Source organism: Pseudomonas sp. SDO52101_S400, from assembly GCF_054071635.1.
Genome location: NZ_JBSVWF010000018.1, coordinates 31,140 through 48,299, shown reverse-complemented (window position 1 = coordinate 48,299; position 17,160 = coordinate 31,140). Strand labels below are relative to the sequence as shown.

The 17,160-nt window shown below is 59.5% G+C and carries 16 protein-coding genes; 3 read left to right on the top strand and 13 right to left on the bottom strand.

The window, feature by feature from the left end; translation table 11 throughout:
• Positions 1-152 precede the first annotated feature (152 nt).
• Positions 153-2,723 (top strand): DNA mismatch repair protein MutS, encoded by a 2,571-nt coding sequence (mutS, locus tag ACW9HX_RS11555; protein WP_457380707.1) that lies wholly within the window; start codon positions 153-155, stop codon positions 2,721-2,723.
• A 163-nt stretch (positions 2,724-2,886) separates the two neighbouring features.
• Positions 2,887-3,210 (top strand): ferredoxin FdxA, encoded by a 324-nt coding sequence (gene fdxA / locus ACW9HX_RS11550; protein WP_020296593.1) that lies wholly within the window; start codon positions 2,887-2,889, stop codon positions 3,208-3,210.
• A 488-nt stretch (positions 3,211-3,698) separates the two neighbouring features.
• Here fdxA and rpoS read toward each other — a convergent pair whose 3' ends face one another.
• From rpoS to ACW9HX_RS11510, 8 genes are all read right to left on the bottom strand, one after another.
• Positions 3,699-4,706: an RNA polymerase sigma factor RpoS gene (rpoS, locus tag ACW9HX_RS11545; RefSeq protein WP_007954831.1), complete on the bottom strand. Its 1,008-nt coding sequence runs from the start codon at positions 4,704-4,706 to the stop codon at positions 3,699-3,701.
• A 106-nt stretch (positions 4,707-4,812) separates the two neighbouring features.
• Positions 4,813-5,694 (bottom strand): peptidoglycan DD-metalloendopeptidase family protein, encoded by an 882-nt coding sequence (locus ACW9HX_RS11540; protein ID WP_457380706.1) that lies wholly within the window; start codon positions 5,692-5,694, stop codon positions 4,813-4,815.
• Positions 5,695-5,905: 211 nt separating this feature from the next.
• Positions 5,906-6,541, bottom strand: a complete 636-nt coding sequence (locus tag ACW9HX_RS11535) for a protein-L-isoaspartate(D-aspartate) O-methyltransferase (RefSeq protein ID WP_173861377.1) — start codon at positions 6,539-6,541, stop codon at positions 5,906-5,908.
• A 41-nt stretch (positions 6,542-6,582) separates the two neighbouring features.
• Entirely contained in the window at positions 6,583-7,332 is a 750-nt protein-coding gene (gene surE / locus ACW9HX_RS11530; RefSeq protein ID WP_457380705.1) for a 5'/3'-nucleotidase SurE, read from the bottom strand.
• Positions 7,320-8,378 carry a tRNA pseudouridine(13) synthase TruD gene (truD, locus tag ACW9HX_RS11525; protein ID WP_085712855.1) on the bottom strand — a complete coding sequence of 353 codons (1,059 nt, stop codon included), beginning with the start codon at positions 8,376-8,378 and terminating at the stop codon, positions 7,320-7,322. Before truD ends, surE begins: the two co-directional genes overlap by 13 nt.
• Entirely contained in the window at positions 8,375-8,848 is a 474-nt protein-coding gene (gene ispF, locus ACW9HX_RS11520; protein WP_007954821.1) for a 2-C-methyl-D-erythritol 2,4-cyclodiphosphate synthase, read from the bottom strand. The genes truD and ispF overlap by 4 nt, the downstream gene beginning before the upstream one ends.
• A 53-nt stretch (positions 8,849-8,901) precedes the next feature.
• Positions 8,902-9,747: an S-formylglutathione hydrolase gene (gene fghA / locus ACW9HX_RS11515; RefSeq protein WP_457380704.1), complete on the bottom strand. Its 846-nt coding sequence runs from the start codon at positions 9,745-9,747 to the stop codon at positions 8,902-8,904.
• 55 nt (positions 9,748-9,802) lie between these two features.
• On the bottom strand, positions 9,803-10,915 hold the full coding sequence (locus tag ACW9HX_RS11510) for an S-(hydroxymethyl)glutathione dehydrogenase/class III alcohol dehydrogenase (protein ID WP_065259207.1): 1,113 nt from the start codon (positions 10,913-10,915) through the stop codon (positions 9,803-9,805).
• Positions 10,916-11,031: 116 nt separating this feature from the next.
• Here ACW9HX_RS11510 and ACW9HX_RS11505 point away from each other — a divergent pair, with 116 nt between their 5' ends.
• On the top strand, positions 11,032-11,928 hold the full coding sequence (locus ACW9HX_RS11505) for a LysR substrate-binding domain-containing protein (RefSeq protein ID WP_457380703.1): 897 nt from the start codon (positions 11,032-11,034) through the stop codon (positions 11,926-11,928).
• On the opposite strand, the gene ispD is transcribed toward ACW9HX_RS11505, so the two are convergent.
• The 5 genes from ispD to ACW9HX_RS11480 all read right to left on the bottom strand — a co-directional run bounded on the left by ispD (position 11,925) and on the right by ACW9HX_RS11480 (position 17,007).
• Positions 11,925-12,632 carry a 2-C-methyl-D-erythritol 4-phosphate cytidylyltransferase gene (gene ispD, locus ACW9HX_RS11500; protein ID WP_457380702.1) on the bottom strand — a complete coding sequence of 236 codons (708 nt, stop codon included), beginning with the start codon at positions 12,630-12,632 and terminating at the stop codon, positions 11,925-11,927. The genes ACW9HX_RS11505 and ispD overlap by 4 nt on opposite strands.
• On the bottom strand, positions 12,629-12,907 hold the full coding sequence (gene ftsB, locus ACW9HX_RS11495; RefSeq protein WP_003222158.1) for a cell division protein FtsB: 279 nt from the start codon (positions 12,905-12,907) through the stop codon (positions 12,629-12,631). Before ftsB ends, ispD begins: the two co-directional genes overlap by 4 nt.
• 171 nt (positions 12,908-13,078) lie before the next feature.
• Entirely contained in the window at positions 13,079-14,368 is a 1,290-nt protein-coding gene (eno, locus tag ACW9HX_RS11490; protein ID WP_007954808.1) for a phosphopyruvate hydratase, read from the bottom strand.
• 156 nt (positions 14,369-14,524) lie between these two features.
• Positions 14,525-15,370 carry a 3-deoxy-8-phosphooctulonate synthase gene (kdsA, locus tag ACW9HX_RS11485; RefSeq protein ID WP_457380701.1) on the bottom strand — a complete coding sequence of 282 codons (846 nt, stop codon included), beginning with the start codon at positions 15,368-15,370 and terminating at the stop codon, positions 14,525-14,527.
• Between the two features lie 5 nt (positions 15,371-15,375).
• Positions 15,376-17,007 carry a CTP synthase gene (locus tag ACW9HX_RS11480; protein ID WP_003222153.1) on the bottom strand — a complete coding sequence of 544 codons (1,632 nt, stop codon included), beginning with the start codon at positions 17,005-17,007 and terminating at the stop codon, positions 15,376-15,378.
• Positions 17,008-17,160: the final 153 nt, after the last annotated feature.

Here is a 17,160-nt window from a genome sequence, read left to right as displayed (position 1 = left end):
CAGATCGTGACCGTCGTATACAGCCAGAATGAGCAGCACCTGCTACCCGCACAAGATCAACTCCAGCCAGCAATCAACCACGCCAAAAAAATCCCTGTACCATTTAGATATTTTGAACAGCGTCAGATAGATAAATAGAGCCAAATTCGCGTATGACAGACCTTTCAAGCCACACCCCGATGATGCAGCAGTACTGGCGCCTGAAGAATCAGCACCCGGATCAGCTGATGTTCTACCGCATGGGCGACTTCTACGAGATCTTCTATGAAGACGCGAAGAAGGCGGCCAAGTTGCTGGACATCACCCTGACTGCCCGTGGGCAATCGGCGGGACAGGCGATTCCGATGTGCGGGATTCCGTATCACGCGGCGGAAGGCTATCTGGCGAAACTGGTCAAGCTCGGCGAGTCGGTCGTTATCTGCGAGCAGGTCGGCGACCCGGCCACCAGCAAGGGTCCGGTGGAACGTCAGGTGGTGCGGATCATCACCCCGGGCACCGTCAGCGACGAGGCATTGCTGGATGAGCGTCGCGATAACCTGATCGCGGCGGTGCTGGGCGATGAACGTCTGTTCGGTCTGGCGGTGCTGGACATCACCAGCGGCAACTTCACGGTGCTGGAGATCAAGGGCTGGGAAAACCTGCTGGCGGAGCTGGAGCGGGTCAACCCGGTCGAGTTGCTGATCCCGGATGACTGGCCAAAGGATCTGCCGGCGGAAAAGCGCCGTGGTGTACGTCGCCGTGCGCCGTGGGATTTCGAGCGCGATTCGGCGCTGAAAAGTCTCTGCCAGCAATTCTCCACCCAGGACCTGAAAGGCTTCGGCTGCGAAACCCTGACCCTGGCCATCGGCGCCGCCGGTTGCCTGTTGGCGTACGCCAAGGAAACCCAGCGCACCGCCCTGCCCCACCTGCGCAGCTTGCGCCACGAACGTCTGGACGACACCGTGGTGCTGGACGGCGCCAGCCGCCGCAACCTGGAACTCGACACCAACCTGGCCGGTGGCCGCGACAACACCCTGCAATCAGTTGTAGACCGTTGCCAGACCGCCATGGGCAGCCGCTTGCTGACTCGTTGGCTGAACCGCCCACTGCGCGACCTCACCGTGCTGCTCGCACGTCAGAGTTCGATCACTTGCCTGCTCGACCGCTATCGCTTTGAAAGCCTGCAACCGCAGCTGAAGGAAATCGGCGACATCGAGCGGATCCTGGCGCGGATCGGTCTGCGCAATGCGCGTCCTCGCGACCTTGCCCGCCTGCGCGATGCCCTCGGCGCCCTGCCTGAACTGCAAGTGGCGATGACCGATCTGGAAGCGCCACACCTGCAACGCCTGGCAACCACTACCAGCACTTACCCGGAACTGGCGGCGCTGCTGGAAAAAGCCATTATCGACAACCCGCCGGCGGTCATCCGTGATGGCGGCGTGCTGAAAACCGGTTACGACAGCGAACTCGACGAGCTGCAATCGCTGAGCGAAAACGCCGGCCAGTTCCTGATCGATCTGGAAGCCCGGGAAAAGGCTCGCACCGGCCTGGCCAACTTGAAAGTGGGCTACAACCGTATCCACGGCTACTTCATCGAATTGCCGAGCAAGCAGGCTGAATCGGCACCGGCGGACTACATCCGTCGCCAAACCCTCAAGGGTGCCGAGCGCTTCATCACGCCTGAGCTTAAAGAGTTCGAAGACAAGGCGCTGTCGGCCAAGAGCCGTGCACTGGCTCGCGAGAAGATGCTCTATGAGGCGCTGCTGGAAGATCTGATCAGCCAGTTGCCGCCGTTACAGGACACTGCAGGTGCACTGGCTGAACTCGATGTGCTGAGCAACCTCGCCGAGCGTGCATTGAATCTCGACCTGAATTGCCCGACCTTCGTCAGCGAACCCTGCATGCGCATCACCCAGGGTCGTCACCCGGTGGTCGAACAAGTGCTGACCACGCCGTTCGTGGCCAACGACCTGAGCCTGGACGACAACACCCGGATGCTGGTAATCACCGGCCCGAACATGGGTGGTAAATCCACCTATATGCGCCAGACTGCATTGATCGTGTTGCTGGCGCATATCGGCAGCTTCGTGCCGGCGGCCAGCTGCGAACTGTCGCTGGTGGACCGCATCTTCACCCGAATCGGCTCCAGCGACGACCTGGCCGGCGGGCGTTCGACCTTCATGGTGGAAATGAGCGAAACCGCCAATATCCTGCACAACGCCACCGAACGCAGCCTGGTGTTGATGGACGAAGTGGGTCGCGGCACCAGCACTTTTGACGGTTTGTCCCTCGCTTGGGCGGCAGCCGAGCGACTGGCGCACCTGCGCGCCTACACGCTGTTTGCCACACACTATTTCGAACTGACCGTGCTGCCGGAAGCCGAGCCATTGGTGGCCAACGTGCACCTCAATGCCACCGAGCACAACGAACGCATCGTGTTCCTGCACCACGTGCTGCCAGGACCGGCCAGCCAGAGTTATGGCCTGGCCGTGGCACAACTGGCGGGAGTGCCGAGCGAAGTGATCGTACGTGCCCGTGAGCACCTGAGTCGCCTGGAAGACACCGCTTTGCCACATGAAGCGCCCAAACCTGCCGCCAAGGGCAAACCGGCGACGCCGCAACAAAGCGACATGTTCGCCAGCCTGCCGCATCCGGTGCTGGATGAGTTGGCTAAACTGGACATTGACGACATGACACCGCGCCGTGCGCTCGAAATGTTATATGCACTTAAGAACCGGATCTAAGCACCAAAGAACCGGATATAACGCAAAAGGCTTCAAGCTGTTAGAATCTCGCGCGGTTTGGGATGCTGCTGGCTAATAGCCTGGCTGGCAGACATCGCTCCCGAACCTGGCGACCCCAACCGTGAAGGGGCAACGCTGCCGCCGCCTGAGGAGAAAATTAGAAATGACCTTCGTCGTCACCGACAACTGCATCAAGTGCAAGTACACCGACTGCGTAGAAGTCTGTCCGGTGGACTGCTTTTACGAAGGCCCGAACTTCCTGGTGATTCACCCGGATGAGTGCATCGACTGCGCCCTGTGCGAACCAGAATGCCCGGCCGTAGCCATTTTCTCCGAGGATGAAGTCCCGGACGAGATGCAAGAGTTCATTCAACTGAACGTCGAGCTGGCGGAAATCTGGCCTAACATCACCGAGAAGAAAGAATCGCTGCCGGACGCCGAAGAGTGGGATGGCGTCAAAGGCAAGATCAAAGACCTCGAACGCTGATCTGCCCTGCGTTTGAAGAAAAGGCCCATTGCGGGCCTTTTTGCTTTTCCGGGTTTTGCTTTATTTCAGGCAAAAAAAGGGGCGGTTTGACCCGCCCACATTTTTTCCCTATTCCCTATGTTCCTTTTCATCGTCCTGATGAATCGCGTCCTGCGATGTCCATTCCCCTCTTCCTTGAAGGGCGTGTCTGTCCGTCGACACAACCCAGATACTAGAGATTTCCCTGACAGCCGCAACCGGCCTGCTCAGCTAAAACACGCTGTCATATGCACTTAATATTTAAAAATAACCATACAAATCAATAAGTTGAACATACTCAACAAGCTCAATGGACGTCTGCCGCAGTGTAAAAATAGCGAACACTTACGAAAGAGTAAGCCTGGGCTTACAACGCGAGACTACAAACCCGGGGAAGCAAACCGCTTTGCCGCAGAAAACAAAAAGCCCCGAACCAGTCGGGGCTTTTTGCGGGCGATCATGCAAGGCGCTTATTGAAACAGCGACTCGCTCGACAGGCCGTTTTTCTCGAGGATTTCACGCAGGCGCTTGAGGCCTTCCACCTGAATCTGTCTCACCCGTTCCCGGGTCAGGCCGATCTCCAGGCCTACATCTTCCAGCGTGCTGCTCTCGTGACCGCGCAAGCCGAAGCGACGTACCACCACCTCGCGTTGCTTGTCGGTCAGCTCCGAGAGCCATTGATCGATGCTCTGCGACAGGTCGTCGTCCTGCAGCAGTTCGCATGGATCGGTCGGACGGTCATCCGTGAGGGTATCCAGCAGGGTTTTATCCGAATCCGGACCCAGCGAGACGTCGACCGAAGAAACCCGCTCGTTCAGGCCCAGCATGCGCTTGACCTCGCCCACCGGTTTTTCCAGCAGGTTGGCGATTTCTTCGGGTGAAGGTTCGTGATCGAGTTTTTGCGTCAGCTCCCGTGCAGCCCGCAGGTACACGTTGAGCTCCTTGACCACATGGATCGGCAGCCGGATGGTCCGGGTCTGATTCATGATCGCGCGTTCGATGGTCTGACGGATCCACCAGGTCGCGTAGGTCGAGAAGCGGAAGCCCCGCTCGGGATCGAACTTTTCCACCGCGCGGATCAGCCCGAGGTTGCCCTCTTCGATCAGATCCAGCAGCGACAGCCCCCGATTGACGTAACGCCGGGCGATTTTGACCACCAGCCGCAGGTTACTTTCAATCATGCGCTTGCGCCCGGCGGGATCGCCACTTTGCGACAAGCGCGCAAAATGAACTTCCTCTTCCGGGGAGAGCAATGGGGAAAAGCCGATTTCGTTGAGGTACAGCTGCGTGGCATCGAGTGCCCGGGTGTAGTCGATGTACTTGTGTTGCTTAAGTGAAGCGGAGTGTTTGGATTTGGCACGAACGGAAGGTGGAGCAGCCCCTTCATCATTCGACATCGAATCCGAATCGATGCCGGTCTCCATCAGGAGAACCTCATCGTCGATGTCAAACTCCGGCACTTCTTTACTGAGAGCCATTGTTATAGTCCTTTGGTGAGTTCGACCCCAAGCTCAAGCGACGCCTTTATCCTTGGCAACGCTGGAGCCTGTCCCCTCTACGCGACGGAACAGGCTGGTCTGCAAATCAACGTCTTGGCAGGAACTGCAGCGGATCTACAGGTTTACCTTGTCGGCGAATCTCAAAATGCAGTTTCACCCGGTCTGTACCCGTTGACCCCATTTCGGCAATTGTCTGTCCGACTTTGACCTGCTGCCCCTCCCGTACCAACAGCCGACGGTTGTGTCCGTAAGCACTGACGTAGGTTTCGCTGTGTTTGATGATGACTAATTCGCCGTAGCCCCTTAAGCCACTCCCGGCGTAAACCACCGTCCCATCAGACGCAGCTAAAACAGGCTGTCCCAAATCCCCGGCGATATCAATTCCTTTATTCAAACTACCGTTTGAAGAGAATTTTCCAATCAGAATGCCATTAGATGGCCATCCCCAGCCGGTCGGGGCCGGACCCGGAGGAGGCAATGGAGCGGGTGCCGGCTTGTTGGCGACGGACGGTACAACGGTCGTGGCAGCTGCCCCGGAACCGGTGGTTGTGGTGGTCGTCGTGCCATTTGCCTGGCGCCGGATTATCGTGGTTTTGCTCGACGAAGACGGCGCAGAACCGCTGTTGCTCACCACTGCGGTCGGCGTTGAACCAGGGCGGCCGTCGAAGCGAATCGTCTGACCCGGATGGATCGTGTACGGCGTAGGAATATTGTTCCGGGCTGCGAGGGCTTTGTAGTCCCAGCCGTAGCGAAACGCGATCGAAAACATCGTGTCGCCCGGACGGACTACATATTGCCCGGTCGTTACGGTAGGACGCTGGGCCACCGCATTGTTGCGATCAACGACCCGCACGTTGCTCGATTTGGTGCTGGAGCAACCGACCAGCAAGGTGCTCAAGACAAGGCCAGTCACCAGGCGCTGAAAGCTCGTGTTACCCATACGCTGCGCAATGACTGTGAGACTCACCCGCCGCTCCCTTTGTGGTGGCTGAAAAATGTGGAATGCCGATTCCGGCATGTAACTTCGCAAGTATAACGGGCGAAACAGGCTTTACCTTTAATGAAGCGATATCGCTCGACGCACACGTTTGCTCATGGACGATAAATCCTGTTTAAACAATCGATGCCGCTGTAAGACAGGCGCTCTGGCAAGGAATTCAGCGCCGGCAAACAAATGCTCAGGCCAGTGGCCCGTTGAGCAATGGCACGAAGCGAACCGCCCCGAGAACGTGTCGGGAGAAGCCGTTTTCTTCGCGCACGATCAACATCAATTGCTGCACTTCTCCGGAGCCGACCGGAATCACCAGCCGACCGCCAGGTGCCAGTTGATCGAGCAAGGCCTGTGGCACATCGGTCGCAACGGCCGTAACGATGATGCCGTTGTACGGCGCCAGTGCCGGCCAGCCTTCCCAGCCATCGCCCCAGCGGAACACCACGTTGCGCAGGTTGAGCTCGACCAGGCGTTCCTTGGCCCGGTCCTGCAGCACCTTGATCCGCTCGACGGAGAACACCCGTTCGACCAGTTGCGACAACACTGCGGTCTGGTAACCGGAACCGGTGCCGATCTCAAGCACCTTGTCCAGCGGCCCCGCCTCGAGCAGCAGCTCGCTCATGCGCGCGACCATATAAGGCTGGGAGATGGTCTGGTTGTGGCCGATCGGCAGCGCGGTGTCTTCATAGGCCCGGTGCGCCAGCGCTTCATCGACAAACAGATGACGCGGCGTGCGGCGGATCACTTCCAGCACGTTCGCGTTGGACAGTCCTTCTTCATACAAACGCTGAATCAGGCGTTCACGGGTGCGCTGGGAGGTCATCCCGATGCCGCTGCGCAACCGGTCGTCTTGTTCACGAGCCATCAGTTGAGCCCCTCCAGCCAGCCGTCGAGACTTCTGAAGGCATCATTGAAGGTGCGATCGAGCTGCAACGGAGTGATGGAAACGTAACCCTGCATCACCGCATGGAAATCAGTGCCCGGCCCGCCATCCTCAGCATCACCGGCGGCGGCAATCCAGTAACCGGCCTTGCCACGGGGATCGACCACTTTCATCGGCGCTGCCGCACGGGCGCGATGCCCCAGGCGCGTCAGCTGAATGCCGCGAATGTGATCGATGGGCAGATTGGGAATGTTCACGTTCAGTACCGTGCGCGGTGGCAGATCGAGCCCGGCGTGGGCCTCGACCAGTTTGCGCGCAAAGTAGGCAGCGGTGGGCAGATTGTCCAGCTGCCGGGAGGCTAGCGAGAAGGCAAACGATGGGCGTTCGAGAAAACGGCCTTCAAGGGCCGCCGCCACCGTCCCGGAATACAACACATCGTCGCCCAGATTGGCGCCTAGGTTGATGCCTGAAACCACCATGTCCGGCTCGCGCTCCAGCAAACCATTGAGCCCCAGGTGCACGCAGTCGGTCGGCGTGCCGTTGAGACTGATGAAACCGTTGGCCAGGTATTGCGGGTGCAGCGGACGGTCCAGCGTCAGCGAACTGCTGGCACCGCTCTTGTCCTGTTCCGGGGCGATAACCACACACTCCGTGTAATCCGCCAGCGCAGCATAAAGCGCGGCAAGACCGGGTGCGGTTACCCCATCGTCGTTAGAAATCAGAATACGCATGGGCTGTCCGTCTGCCCCACCGGCACCAGATCAACGAGTTCGCGCACCAATACGGTGGCGAAGCATCCGGCCGGGAGGACGAATTCCAGTTGCAGAATGTCAGGCTCGGGATAATGCCACGTCAACCCGCCAATGGGCAGCCGCAGGATACGACGTTCGTGGCTCATACCGGCATTAATCAACCAATCGCGCAGATCCGCCTCGCGTGCGGCGATTGCCTGCTCCAGATCATGGACAGCGCCGGCGGCCGGTGAGTCACCTTCGCCCCACTGCGGCCCGGTCGGATGCAGGTCGAGAATCGCCAGGCGCGGGTCGCTGCACTCGGCAACACCCGCCGGGAAAAAGCTGCGGCTGTCGGTGAAGGCCAGCAGATCGCCGACCTGCGCGCGCTGCCAGGTGCCGTCAGCCACCCGCGCCGCCAGCACCTGGTTGAATAGAAAGCTGCGAGCGGTCGACAGCAGGCGCGAACGCACATTGCGCTGCTCCGGCAGGGCCTTGCGCGCCGCCCATGAACGAGCGTCGACCACGTTGCCGCCGTCATGGCCAAAACGCTGGGCGCCGAAATAGTTCGGGATACCTTGTTTGGCAATCAGTTGCAGACGCTCATCGATGGCAGCCTTGTCGCCATTGAACTGGGTCAGGCGCAGCGTGAAACCATTGGCCGAATGCGCGCCGCGTTGCAGCTTGCGCTTGTGACGAGTGGTCTTGAGGATCTTCAGCGTGTCGTTTTCCGCCGCCGACAGATCCGGATCGGCCTTGCCCGGCAGTTGCACGCTGAACCACTGACGAGTCAGCGCCTGACGGTCTTTGAGGCCGGCATAGCTGACCGTACGCAACGGCACACCGGCCGCCTTGGCGATGCGGCGTGCCGCTTCTTCGGTGTTCAGGCCGCGCTTTTCCACCCAGATCCACAGGTGCTCGCCGTCACCGCTGAACGGGATGTCGAGGACTTCATCGACCTGAAAATCTTCGGCGATGGCTTTCAGTACCGCGGTGCCGAGCGCGTCGCCATAGGCCCGCGGGCCGAGCAGTTGCAGTTCGTTCATGCGCGCAGCAACAAGGCAACGGAATGCACGGCGATGCCTTCTTCGCGACCGACAAAGCCGAGCTTCTCGGTGGTGGTGGCTTTCACGTTCACTTGATCCAGTTCTACTTGCAGATCCGCGGCAATCAACGCGCGCATCGATTCGATATGAGGGGCCATTTTCGGTGCCTGGGCAACGATGGTGTTGTCGACGTTGCCGACTTTCCAGCCTTTGGCGTGGATCAGGCTGACCACATGACGCAACAGCACACGGCTGTCGGCGCCCTTGAATTGCGGGTCGGTGTCCGGGAAGTGCTTGCCGATATCACCCAGCGCCGCCGCGCCGAGCAAGGCATCGCTCAAGGCATGCAGCAGGACGTCACCGTCGGAGTGAGCGAGCAGCCCGAAGCCGTGTGCAATTCGCACGCCGCCCAGAGTAATGAAATCGCCTTCAGCGAAACGGTGCACATCATAGCCGTGGCCAATACGCATAAAAAAACGCCCCGAATTTTGTCAGGGCGTGATTCTACCTGCTTTGTCAGGCATTAGGCGCCTAGAGCGCGTGCGTGATGCTGCAAGTGGTCGTCTATGAAGCTGGCGATGAAGAAATAGCTGTGGTCGTAGCCCGGTTGCAGGCGCAACGTCAGCGGGTGGCCCGCCTGTTTTGCCGCTTGTTGCAGCGCTTCCGGCTTTAGCTGGGTGGCGAGGAAATCGTCGCGATCACCCTGATCGACCAGCAGTGGCAGTTTCTCGTCCGCTTCAGCGATCAGCGCACAGGCATCCCACTCGCGCCATTTCGAACGGTCTTCGCCCAGATAGCGGGTGAATGCCTTCTGGCCCCACGGGCAATCCATCGGATTGTTGATCGGTGAAAACGCCGACACCGACAGATAGCGCCCCGGATTGCGCAACGCACAGACCAGTGCACCGTGACCGCCCATGGAATGGCCGCTGATGCTGCGCTTGTCCGACGCCGGGAAATGCGCTTCAACCAGTGAAGGCAATTCCTGCACGACGTAGTCATGCATCCGATAGTGCCGCGACCACGGTTCCTGCGTGGCATTCAGATAAAACCCGGCACCGAGGCCGAAATCCCAGGCCCCGTCAGGATCACCCGGTACATCCGGGCCGCGCGGACTGGTGTCCGGTGCCACGATGATCAGCCCGAGCTCGGCCGCCATGCGCATGGCGCCGGCCTTCTGCATGAAGTTCTCGTCCGTGCAGGTCAGGCCCGACAACCAGTACAGCACCGGCAACTTTCCGCCCTGCTCTGCCTGCGGCGGCAGATACACAGCGAACACCATGTCGCAGCCCAGCACTTCGGAGCGATGGCGATAGCGCTTGTGCCAGCCGCCGAAACTCTTCTGACAGGAGATGTTTTCCAGACTCATGTAGGACTCCTACGCAACCACGGCTGCACATTGGCAGCCGTGGCATCGCGATTGATCAGAAATGAATGACGGTGCGGATGCTCTTGCCTTCGTGCATCAGGTCGAAGGCTTTGTTGATGTCTTCCAGGCCCATGGTATGGGTGATGAAAGTATCCAGCGGGATTTCGCCGCTTTGCGCCATGTCGACGTAGCTTGGCAACTCGGTACGGCCACGCACGCCGCCGAACGCCGAACCGCGCCAGACGCGACCGGTCACCAGTTGGAACGGACGGGTGGCGATTTCCTGGCCGGCACCGGCCACGCCGATGATGACCGACTCACCCCAGCCTTTATGGCAGCACTCGAGGGCCGCACGCATCAGTTGCACGTTGCCGATGCATTCGAAGGAGAAGTCGACGCCGCCATCGGTCATGTCGACGATCACTTCCTGGATCGGACGATCGAAATCTTTCGGGTTCACGCAGTCGGTAGCGCCCAGTTGCCTGGCGATTTCGAATTTGGCCGGGTTGATGTCGATGGCGATGATGCGCGAAGCCTTGGCTTTCACCGCACCAATCACGGCCGACAGACCGATGCCGCCGAGACCGAAGATGGCTACGGTGTCACCCGGTTTGACCTTGGCGGTGTTGATCACTGCACCGATACCGGTGGTCACGCCGCAACCGAGCAGGCAGACCTTTTCCAGCGGTGCATCTTTGGAGATCTTGGCCACGGAGATTTCCGGCAACACGGTGTATTCGGAGAACGTCGAAGTACCCATGTAGTGGAAAATCGTTTGGCCCTTGTAGGAAAAGCGCGAAGTGCCGTCCGGCATCAGGCCCTTGCCCTGGGTGGCGCGAATCGCCTGGCACAGGTTGGTCTTGCCCGACTTGCAGAATTTGCACTGGCCGCATTCCGGGGTGTAAAGCGGGATCACGTGGTCGCCGACGGCAACCGAGGTCACGCCTTCACCGATCGCTTCAACGATGGCACCACCTTCGTGACCGAGGATCGACGGGAAGATACCTTCCGGGTCAGCGCCGGACAGGGTGTAGGCGTCAGTGTGGCAAACCCCGGAGGCCACCACGCGCAACAAAACTTCACCGGCCTTAGGCATGGCAACATCGACTTCTACGATTTCCAGCGGCTTCTTGGCCTCGAAGGCAACGGCGGCGCGCGACTTGATCATGCTGACTCTCCAGTGAATCCATTGAATAAAAAACCAGACAGGCAGTGTAGTCCAGCGCTGCATGATGAATAATCCGGACAAAAGCAAAACATTATTGCCATACAGGGATAATCCCCATGTCCGAAAACCGCTGGGAAGGCATCGATGAGTTCGTCGCCGTTGCCGAATGCAGCCAGTTCACCGCTGCTGCCGAACGTCTGGGCGTTTCCTCCTCGCACATCAGTCGCCAAATCGTACGGCTGGAAGAGCGTTTGCAGACACGACTGCTCTATCGCAGCACCCGGCGCGTCACGCTTACCGAAGCCGGCCAGACCTTCCTGCAACATTGCCAGCGCCTGCAGGACGGCCGCGAAGAAGCATTGCGTGCGGTCGGTGATCTGACGAGCGAGCCCAAAGGCATGCTGCGCATGACCTGTGCCGTGGCTTATGGCGAGCGCTTCATTGTGCCGCTGGTGACCCGGTTCATGGGGCATTACCCGCAATTGCGCATCGATATCGAACTGACCAATCGGCAACTCGATCTGGTGCACGAAGGCCTGGACCTGGCGATTCGCCTCGGGCGCCTTCAGGATTCCCGGTTGGTGGCGACCCGACTGGCCCCGCGTCGCATGTACCTCTGTGCATCGCCGTCCTACCTGGAACGGTACGGTCGGCCACACAGCTTGTCGGAACTGAGCCGACACAACTGCCTGATCGGCAGCTCGGATATCTGGCAGTTGGAACAGAACGGGCGGGAATTTTCCCAGCGGGTACAGGGAAACTGGCGGTGCAACAGTGGGCAAGCGGTGCTGGATGCGGCGCTACAAGGCGTCGGGCTGTGTCAGTTGCCGGACTATTACGTGCTGGAGCATCTGCACAACGGTGCGCTGATTTCGCTACTGGAGGCGCATCAACCGCCGAATACGGCGGTGTGGGCACTGTATCCGCAGCAGCGACACTTGTCGCCCAAGGTGCGCAAACTGGTGGATTTTCTCAAGGAAGGCTTGGCCGAGCGGCCTGAGTATCGGATTTAACGACGGTTGGCCCAGCGCTGGCGCAACCATTCGAGGTCTTCCGGGCGGGTGACTTTCAGGTTATCCGCACGACCTTCGATCAGGCGCGGTGCCATGCCCGCCCACTCCATCGCCGAGGCTTCATCGGTGATCAGCGCATCGGCCACCAGACTGTCCGCCAGTGCGCGGTGCAGTGCTCCGAGACGGAACATCTGCGGCGTGTAAGCCTGCCAGATCACACTGCGATCAACGGTTTCGACCACACGACCGTGCTTGTCGACCCGCTTCAGGGTGTCGCGCGCGGGTACGGCCAGCAAGCCACCGACCGGATCGTTCGCCAGCTCAGCCAGCAGTTTATCGAGATCGTCACGGCTCAGATTGGGCCGTGCCGCATCGTGCACCAGCACCCAATCCTCATCGTCGGCACCTTGCGCGTGCAGATGAAGCAAGGCGTTGAGCACCGAGCCGGAACGCTCGGCGCCACCATCAACCCGCTGAATCCGCGGGTCGCTGACGCAAGCCAGGTTCGGCCAGTAAGGGTCGTCGACAGCAAGACTGACCACCAGCCCCTTGAGGCTCGGGTGATCGAGGAAACAGCCGAGGCTGTGTTCGAGAATAGTGCGCCCGCCCAGTTGCAGATATTGCTTGGGACGGTCCGCGGCCATACGGGCACCGACGCCCGCGGCAGGAATCACGGCCCAGAAGGCCGGCAGGGAATCGATCATTGGGCCAACTGGTAAAGGGTTTCGCCGTCCTTGACCATGCCCAGTTCGTGACGAGCCCGCTCTTCAACGGTCTCCATGCCTTTCTTCAATTCGCTGACTTCAGCGTCCATCACCCGGTTGCGCTCCAGCAGGGCTTCGTTCTCGGCGTGCTGATCAGCAATCTGCTGATTCAGTTCGGCAACTTGCGCCAGACTGCCATTGCCCACCCACAGGCGGTACTGCAGACCGGCCAGCAGCAAGAGCAAGACGAGAAACAACCAGTAAGGACTGCGCATCGAATATCAGGTATCCAGTGAAAAAAGACAGCCACGCCAAAACTTTGAAGCATCTGATAGCACGAAGCCTGGAATATCCAGGCTTGTGCATATAAGGCATCAGATTAGTGGCAAATCCATCGCTGTCACGACTTTTCCGACACAATCCGGTGTCTTTCTATCATTTACTGCTCAGCCGCGGAACTCGGAGCGACCGTTGTACTTGGCTTTGCCATTCAACTGCTCTTCGATACGCAGCAGTTGGTTGTACTTGGAAACGCGGTCGGAACGGCACAGCGAACCGGTCTTGATCTGGCCAGCCGAAGTACCCACCGCCAGGTCGGCAATGGTCGAATCTTCGGTTTCGCCCGAACGGTGCGAGATCACGGCGGTGTAACCGGCAGCCTTGGCCATCTGGATGGCTTCCAGGGTTTCGGTCAGGGTGCCGATCTGGTTGAACTTGATCAGGATCGAGTTGGCGATCTTTTTATCGATGCCTTCTTTCAGGATCTTGGTGTTGGTCACGAACAGGTCGTCGCCAACCAGCTGGGTCTTCTCGCCGATTTTGTCGGTGAGGATCTTCCAGCCAGCCCAGTCGGATTCGTCCAGACCGTCTTCGATCGAGATGATCGGGTAACGCTCGGTCAGGCCTTTCAGGTAGTCGGCGAAACCTTCAGCGGTGAACACCTGGCCTTCGCCGGACAGGTTGTACTTGCCGTCTTCGAAGAATTCGCTGGCCGCGCAGTCCAGAGCCAGGGTCACGTCGGTGCCCAGCTTGTAACCGGCGTTGGCAACAGCTTCGGAGATCACTTTCAGTGCGTCTTCGTTGGACGCCAGGTTCGGCGCGAAACCACCTTCGTCACCGACAGCAGTGCTCAGGCCACGGGCCTTCAGAACAGCTTTCAGGTGATGGAAAATCTCGGTGCCCATGCGCAGACCTTCCGAGAAAGACTTGGCGCCAACCGGCTGAACCATGAATTCCTGGATGTCGACGTTGTTGTCGGCGTGTTCGCCACCGTTGATGATGTTCATCATCGGAACCGGCATCGAGTACACACCCGGGGTACCGTTCAGGTTGGCGATGTGTGCGTACAGCGGCAGGTCCTGATCCTGTGCAGCTGCCTTGGCCGCAGCCAGGGACACGGCGAGGATGGCGTTGGCGCCCAGGGTCGCTTTGTTTTCGGTACCGTCGAGCTTGATCATCGCGTGATCCAGGGCTTTCTGGTCGCTTGGGTCGGTGCCCAGCAGCAGATCGCGGATCGGACCGTTGATGTTGGCTACCGCCTTGAGCACGCCCTTGCCCAGGTAACGGCTCTTGTCGCCATCACGCAGCTCGAGCGCTTCACGCGAGCCAGTGGATGCACCGGACGGCGCGCAAGCGCTGCCGATGATGCCGTTGTCGAGAAGCACGTCCGCTTCCACGGTGGGATTGCCACGGGAGTCGAGAACTTCACGACCTTTGATGTCGACGATTTTTGCCATTGTTGTAAACACTCCAAAGTTGACGAAAACGACGCAGCTAGAGGAAATCTTTTGACCGTCGGCAAGTGTTGTGCAGCGGGCAGCTTGCAGACGACAACGCTCATACCCGAGGGCATGAGCGACAAATCGTGCGGTACTTTACCGGAGAATTGAGGTTTACGCGGTTTCTACCGTCGGAAAACTCTTCACCAGTTCGTCCAGGGCTTTGAGCTGGGCCAGGAATGGCTCCAGTTTGTCCAGACGCAAGGCGCAAGGGCCGTCGCATTTGGCGTTGTCCGGGTCCGGATGCGCTTCGAGGAACAGCCCCGCCAGCGACTGGGACATGCCAGCCTTGGCAAGGTCAGTGACCTGGGCGCGGCGACCGCCGGCGGAGTCGGAACGACCACCTGGCATTTGCAGCGAGTGGGTCACGTCGAAGAATACCGGGTACTCGAACTGCTTCATGATGCCGAAGCCGAGCATGTCGACCACGAGGTTGTTGTAGCCGAAGCTCGAACCGCGCTCGCAGAGGATCAATTGATCGTTACCCGCTTCCACGCATTTGTTCAGGATGTGTTTCATTTCCTGAGGCGCGAGGAACTGGGCTTTCTTGATGTTGATCACAGCGTTGGTCTTGGCCATCGCGACGACCAGATCGGTCTGGCGCGACAGGAAGGCCGGCAGCTGGATGATGTCGCAGACCTCAGCGACGACCGCGGCCTGCTCAGGCTCGTGGACGTCGGTGATGATCGGCACGCCGAAGGCTTGTTTGATGTCCTGGAAGATGCGCATGCCCTCTTCCAGGCCAGGACCACGATAGGAGGTCACAGAAGAACGGTTGGCCTTGTCGAAGCTGGCCTTGAACACGTAAGGGATACCGAGTTTTTCAGTGACCTTCACGTACTCTTCGCAAACCTGCATGGCCATGTCACGGCTTTCCAGCACGTTCATGCCGCCGAACAGCACCATGGGTTTGTCGTTGGCAATCTCGATGTCGCCGACGCGGATGATCTTCTGTGCCATCGGGGTTACGCCTTCTTCTGGTGTTGAGCCAATGCCGCTTTGACGAAGCCGCTGAACAGCGGATGGCCATCGCGTGGCGTCGAGGTGAACTCTGGGTGGAACTGGCAAGCGACGAACCATGGGTGATCCGGTGCTTCGACCACTTCAACCAGCGCAGCATCAGCGGAGCGACCGGAAATCTTCAGGCCGGCCTCGATGATCTGCGGCAGCAGGTTGTTGTTCACTTCGTAACGGTGACGGTGACGCTCGACAATCACATCCTTGCCGTAGCAGTCGTGCACCTTGGAGCCGGCTTCGAGCAGGCATTCCTGAGCGCCGAGGCGCATGGTGCCGCCCAGATCGGACGCTTCGGTACGCACTTCGACAGCACCGGTGGCGTCTTCCCACTCAGTGATCAGGCCGACAACCGGATGGCCGCTGGCACGATCGAACTCGGTGGAGTTGGCGTCTTTCCAGCCCAGCACGTTACGGGCGAACTCGATGACCGCCACTTGCATGCCCAGGCAGATGCCCAGGTATGGAACCTTGTTTTCACGAGCGTATTGAACGGCAGTGATCTTGCCTTCCACGCCACGTAGACCGAAGCCGCCCGGTACGAGGATCGCGTCGACGCCTTCCAGCAGCGCGGTGCCCTGGTTCTCGATGTCTTCGGAATCGATGTAGCGCAGGTTGACCTTGGTGCGGTTGGTGATGCCGGCGTGACTCATCGCTTCGATCAGCGATTTGTAGGCGTCCAGCAACTCCATGTACTTGCCGACCATCGCGATGGTGACTTCGTGCTCTGGATTGAGCTTGGCATCGACAACCTTTTCCCACTCGGAGAGGTCGGCGCCATTGCATTGCAGGCCGAAACGCTCGACGACGAAATCGTCCAGACCCTGGGCGTGCAGCACGGCCGGGATCTTGTAGATGGTGTCGACGTCTTCCAGGGAGATCACCGCACGCTCTTCAACGTTGGTGAACAGCGCGATCTTGCGACGCGACGACACATCCACCGGATGGTCGGAGCGGCAGATCAGCACGTCTGGCTGCAGGCCGATCGAACGCAGTTCCTTCACGGAGTGCTGGGTCGGCTTGGTCTTGGTCTCGCCAGCGGTGGCGATGTACGGAACCAGAGTCAGGTGCATCAGCATCGCGCGCTTGGAACCGACTTCCACACGCAGCTGGCGGATGGCTTCGAGGAACGGTTGCGATTCGATGTCGCCAACGGTACCGCCGATTTCAACCAGGGCCACGTCGGCATCGCCGGCGCCCTTGATGATGCGACGCTTGATTTCGTCGGTGATGTGCGGAATCACCTGGATGGTTGCACCCAGGTAGTCACCACGGCGCTCTTTGCGCAGCACGTGCTCGTAGACACGGCCGGTGGTGAAGTTGTTGTTCTGGGTCATGGTCGTGCGGATGAACCGCTCGTAGTGGCCCAGGTCCAGGTCGGTCTCGGCGCCGTCGTGGGTGACGAACACTTCACCGTGCTGGAACGGGCTCATGGTGCCCGGGTCGACGTTGATGTACGGATCCAGCTTCAGCATGGTGACCTTAAGCCCCCGCGCCTCCAGGATGGCCGCCAATGAAGCCGATGCAATGCCTTTCCCCAAAGAAGAAACAACACCGCCCGTGACGAATATGTAGCGCGTCATGAAAAACCCTAGAAGTCTGCGTTAAAGCGGTCCGAGCCGCCGGGGAAAGCGAAGGAAGGCCGAAGCCCCCGATCACCTGCATTAATCACAGTGCACCTTTCAAAAAAACCGCCGCGTTGGGACAGACCGGAAGTGAAAACACCGGTACGTTGC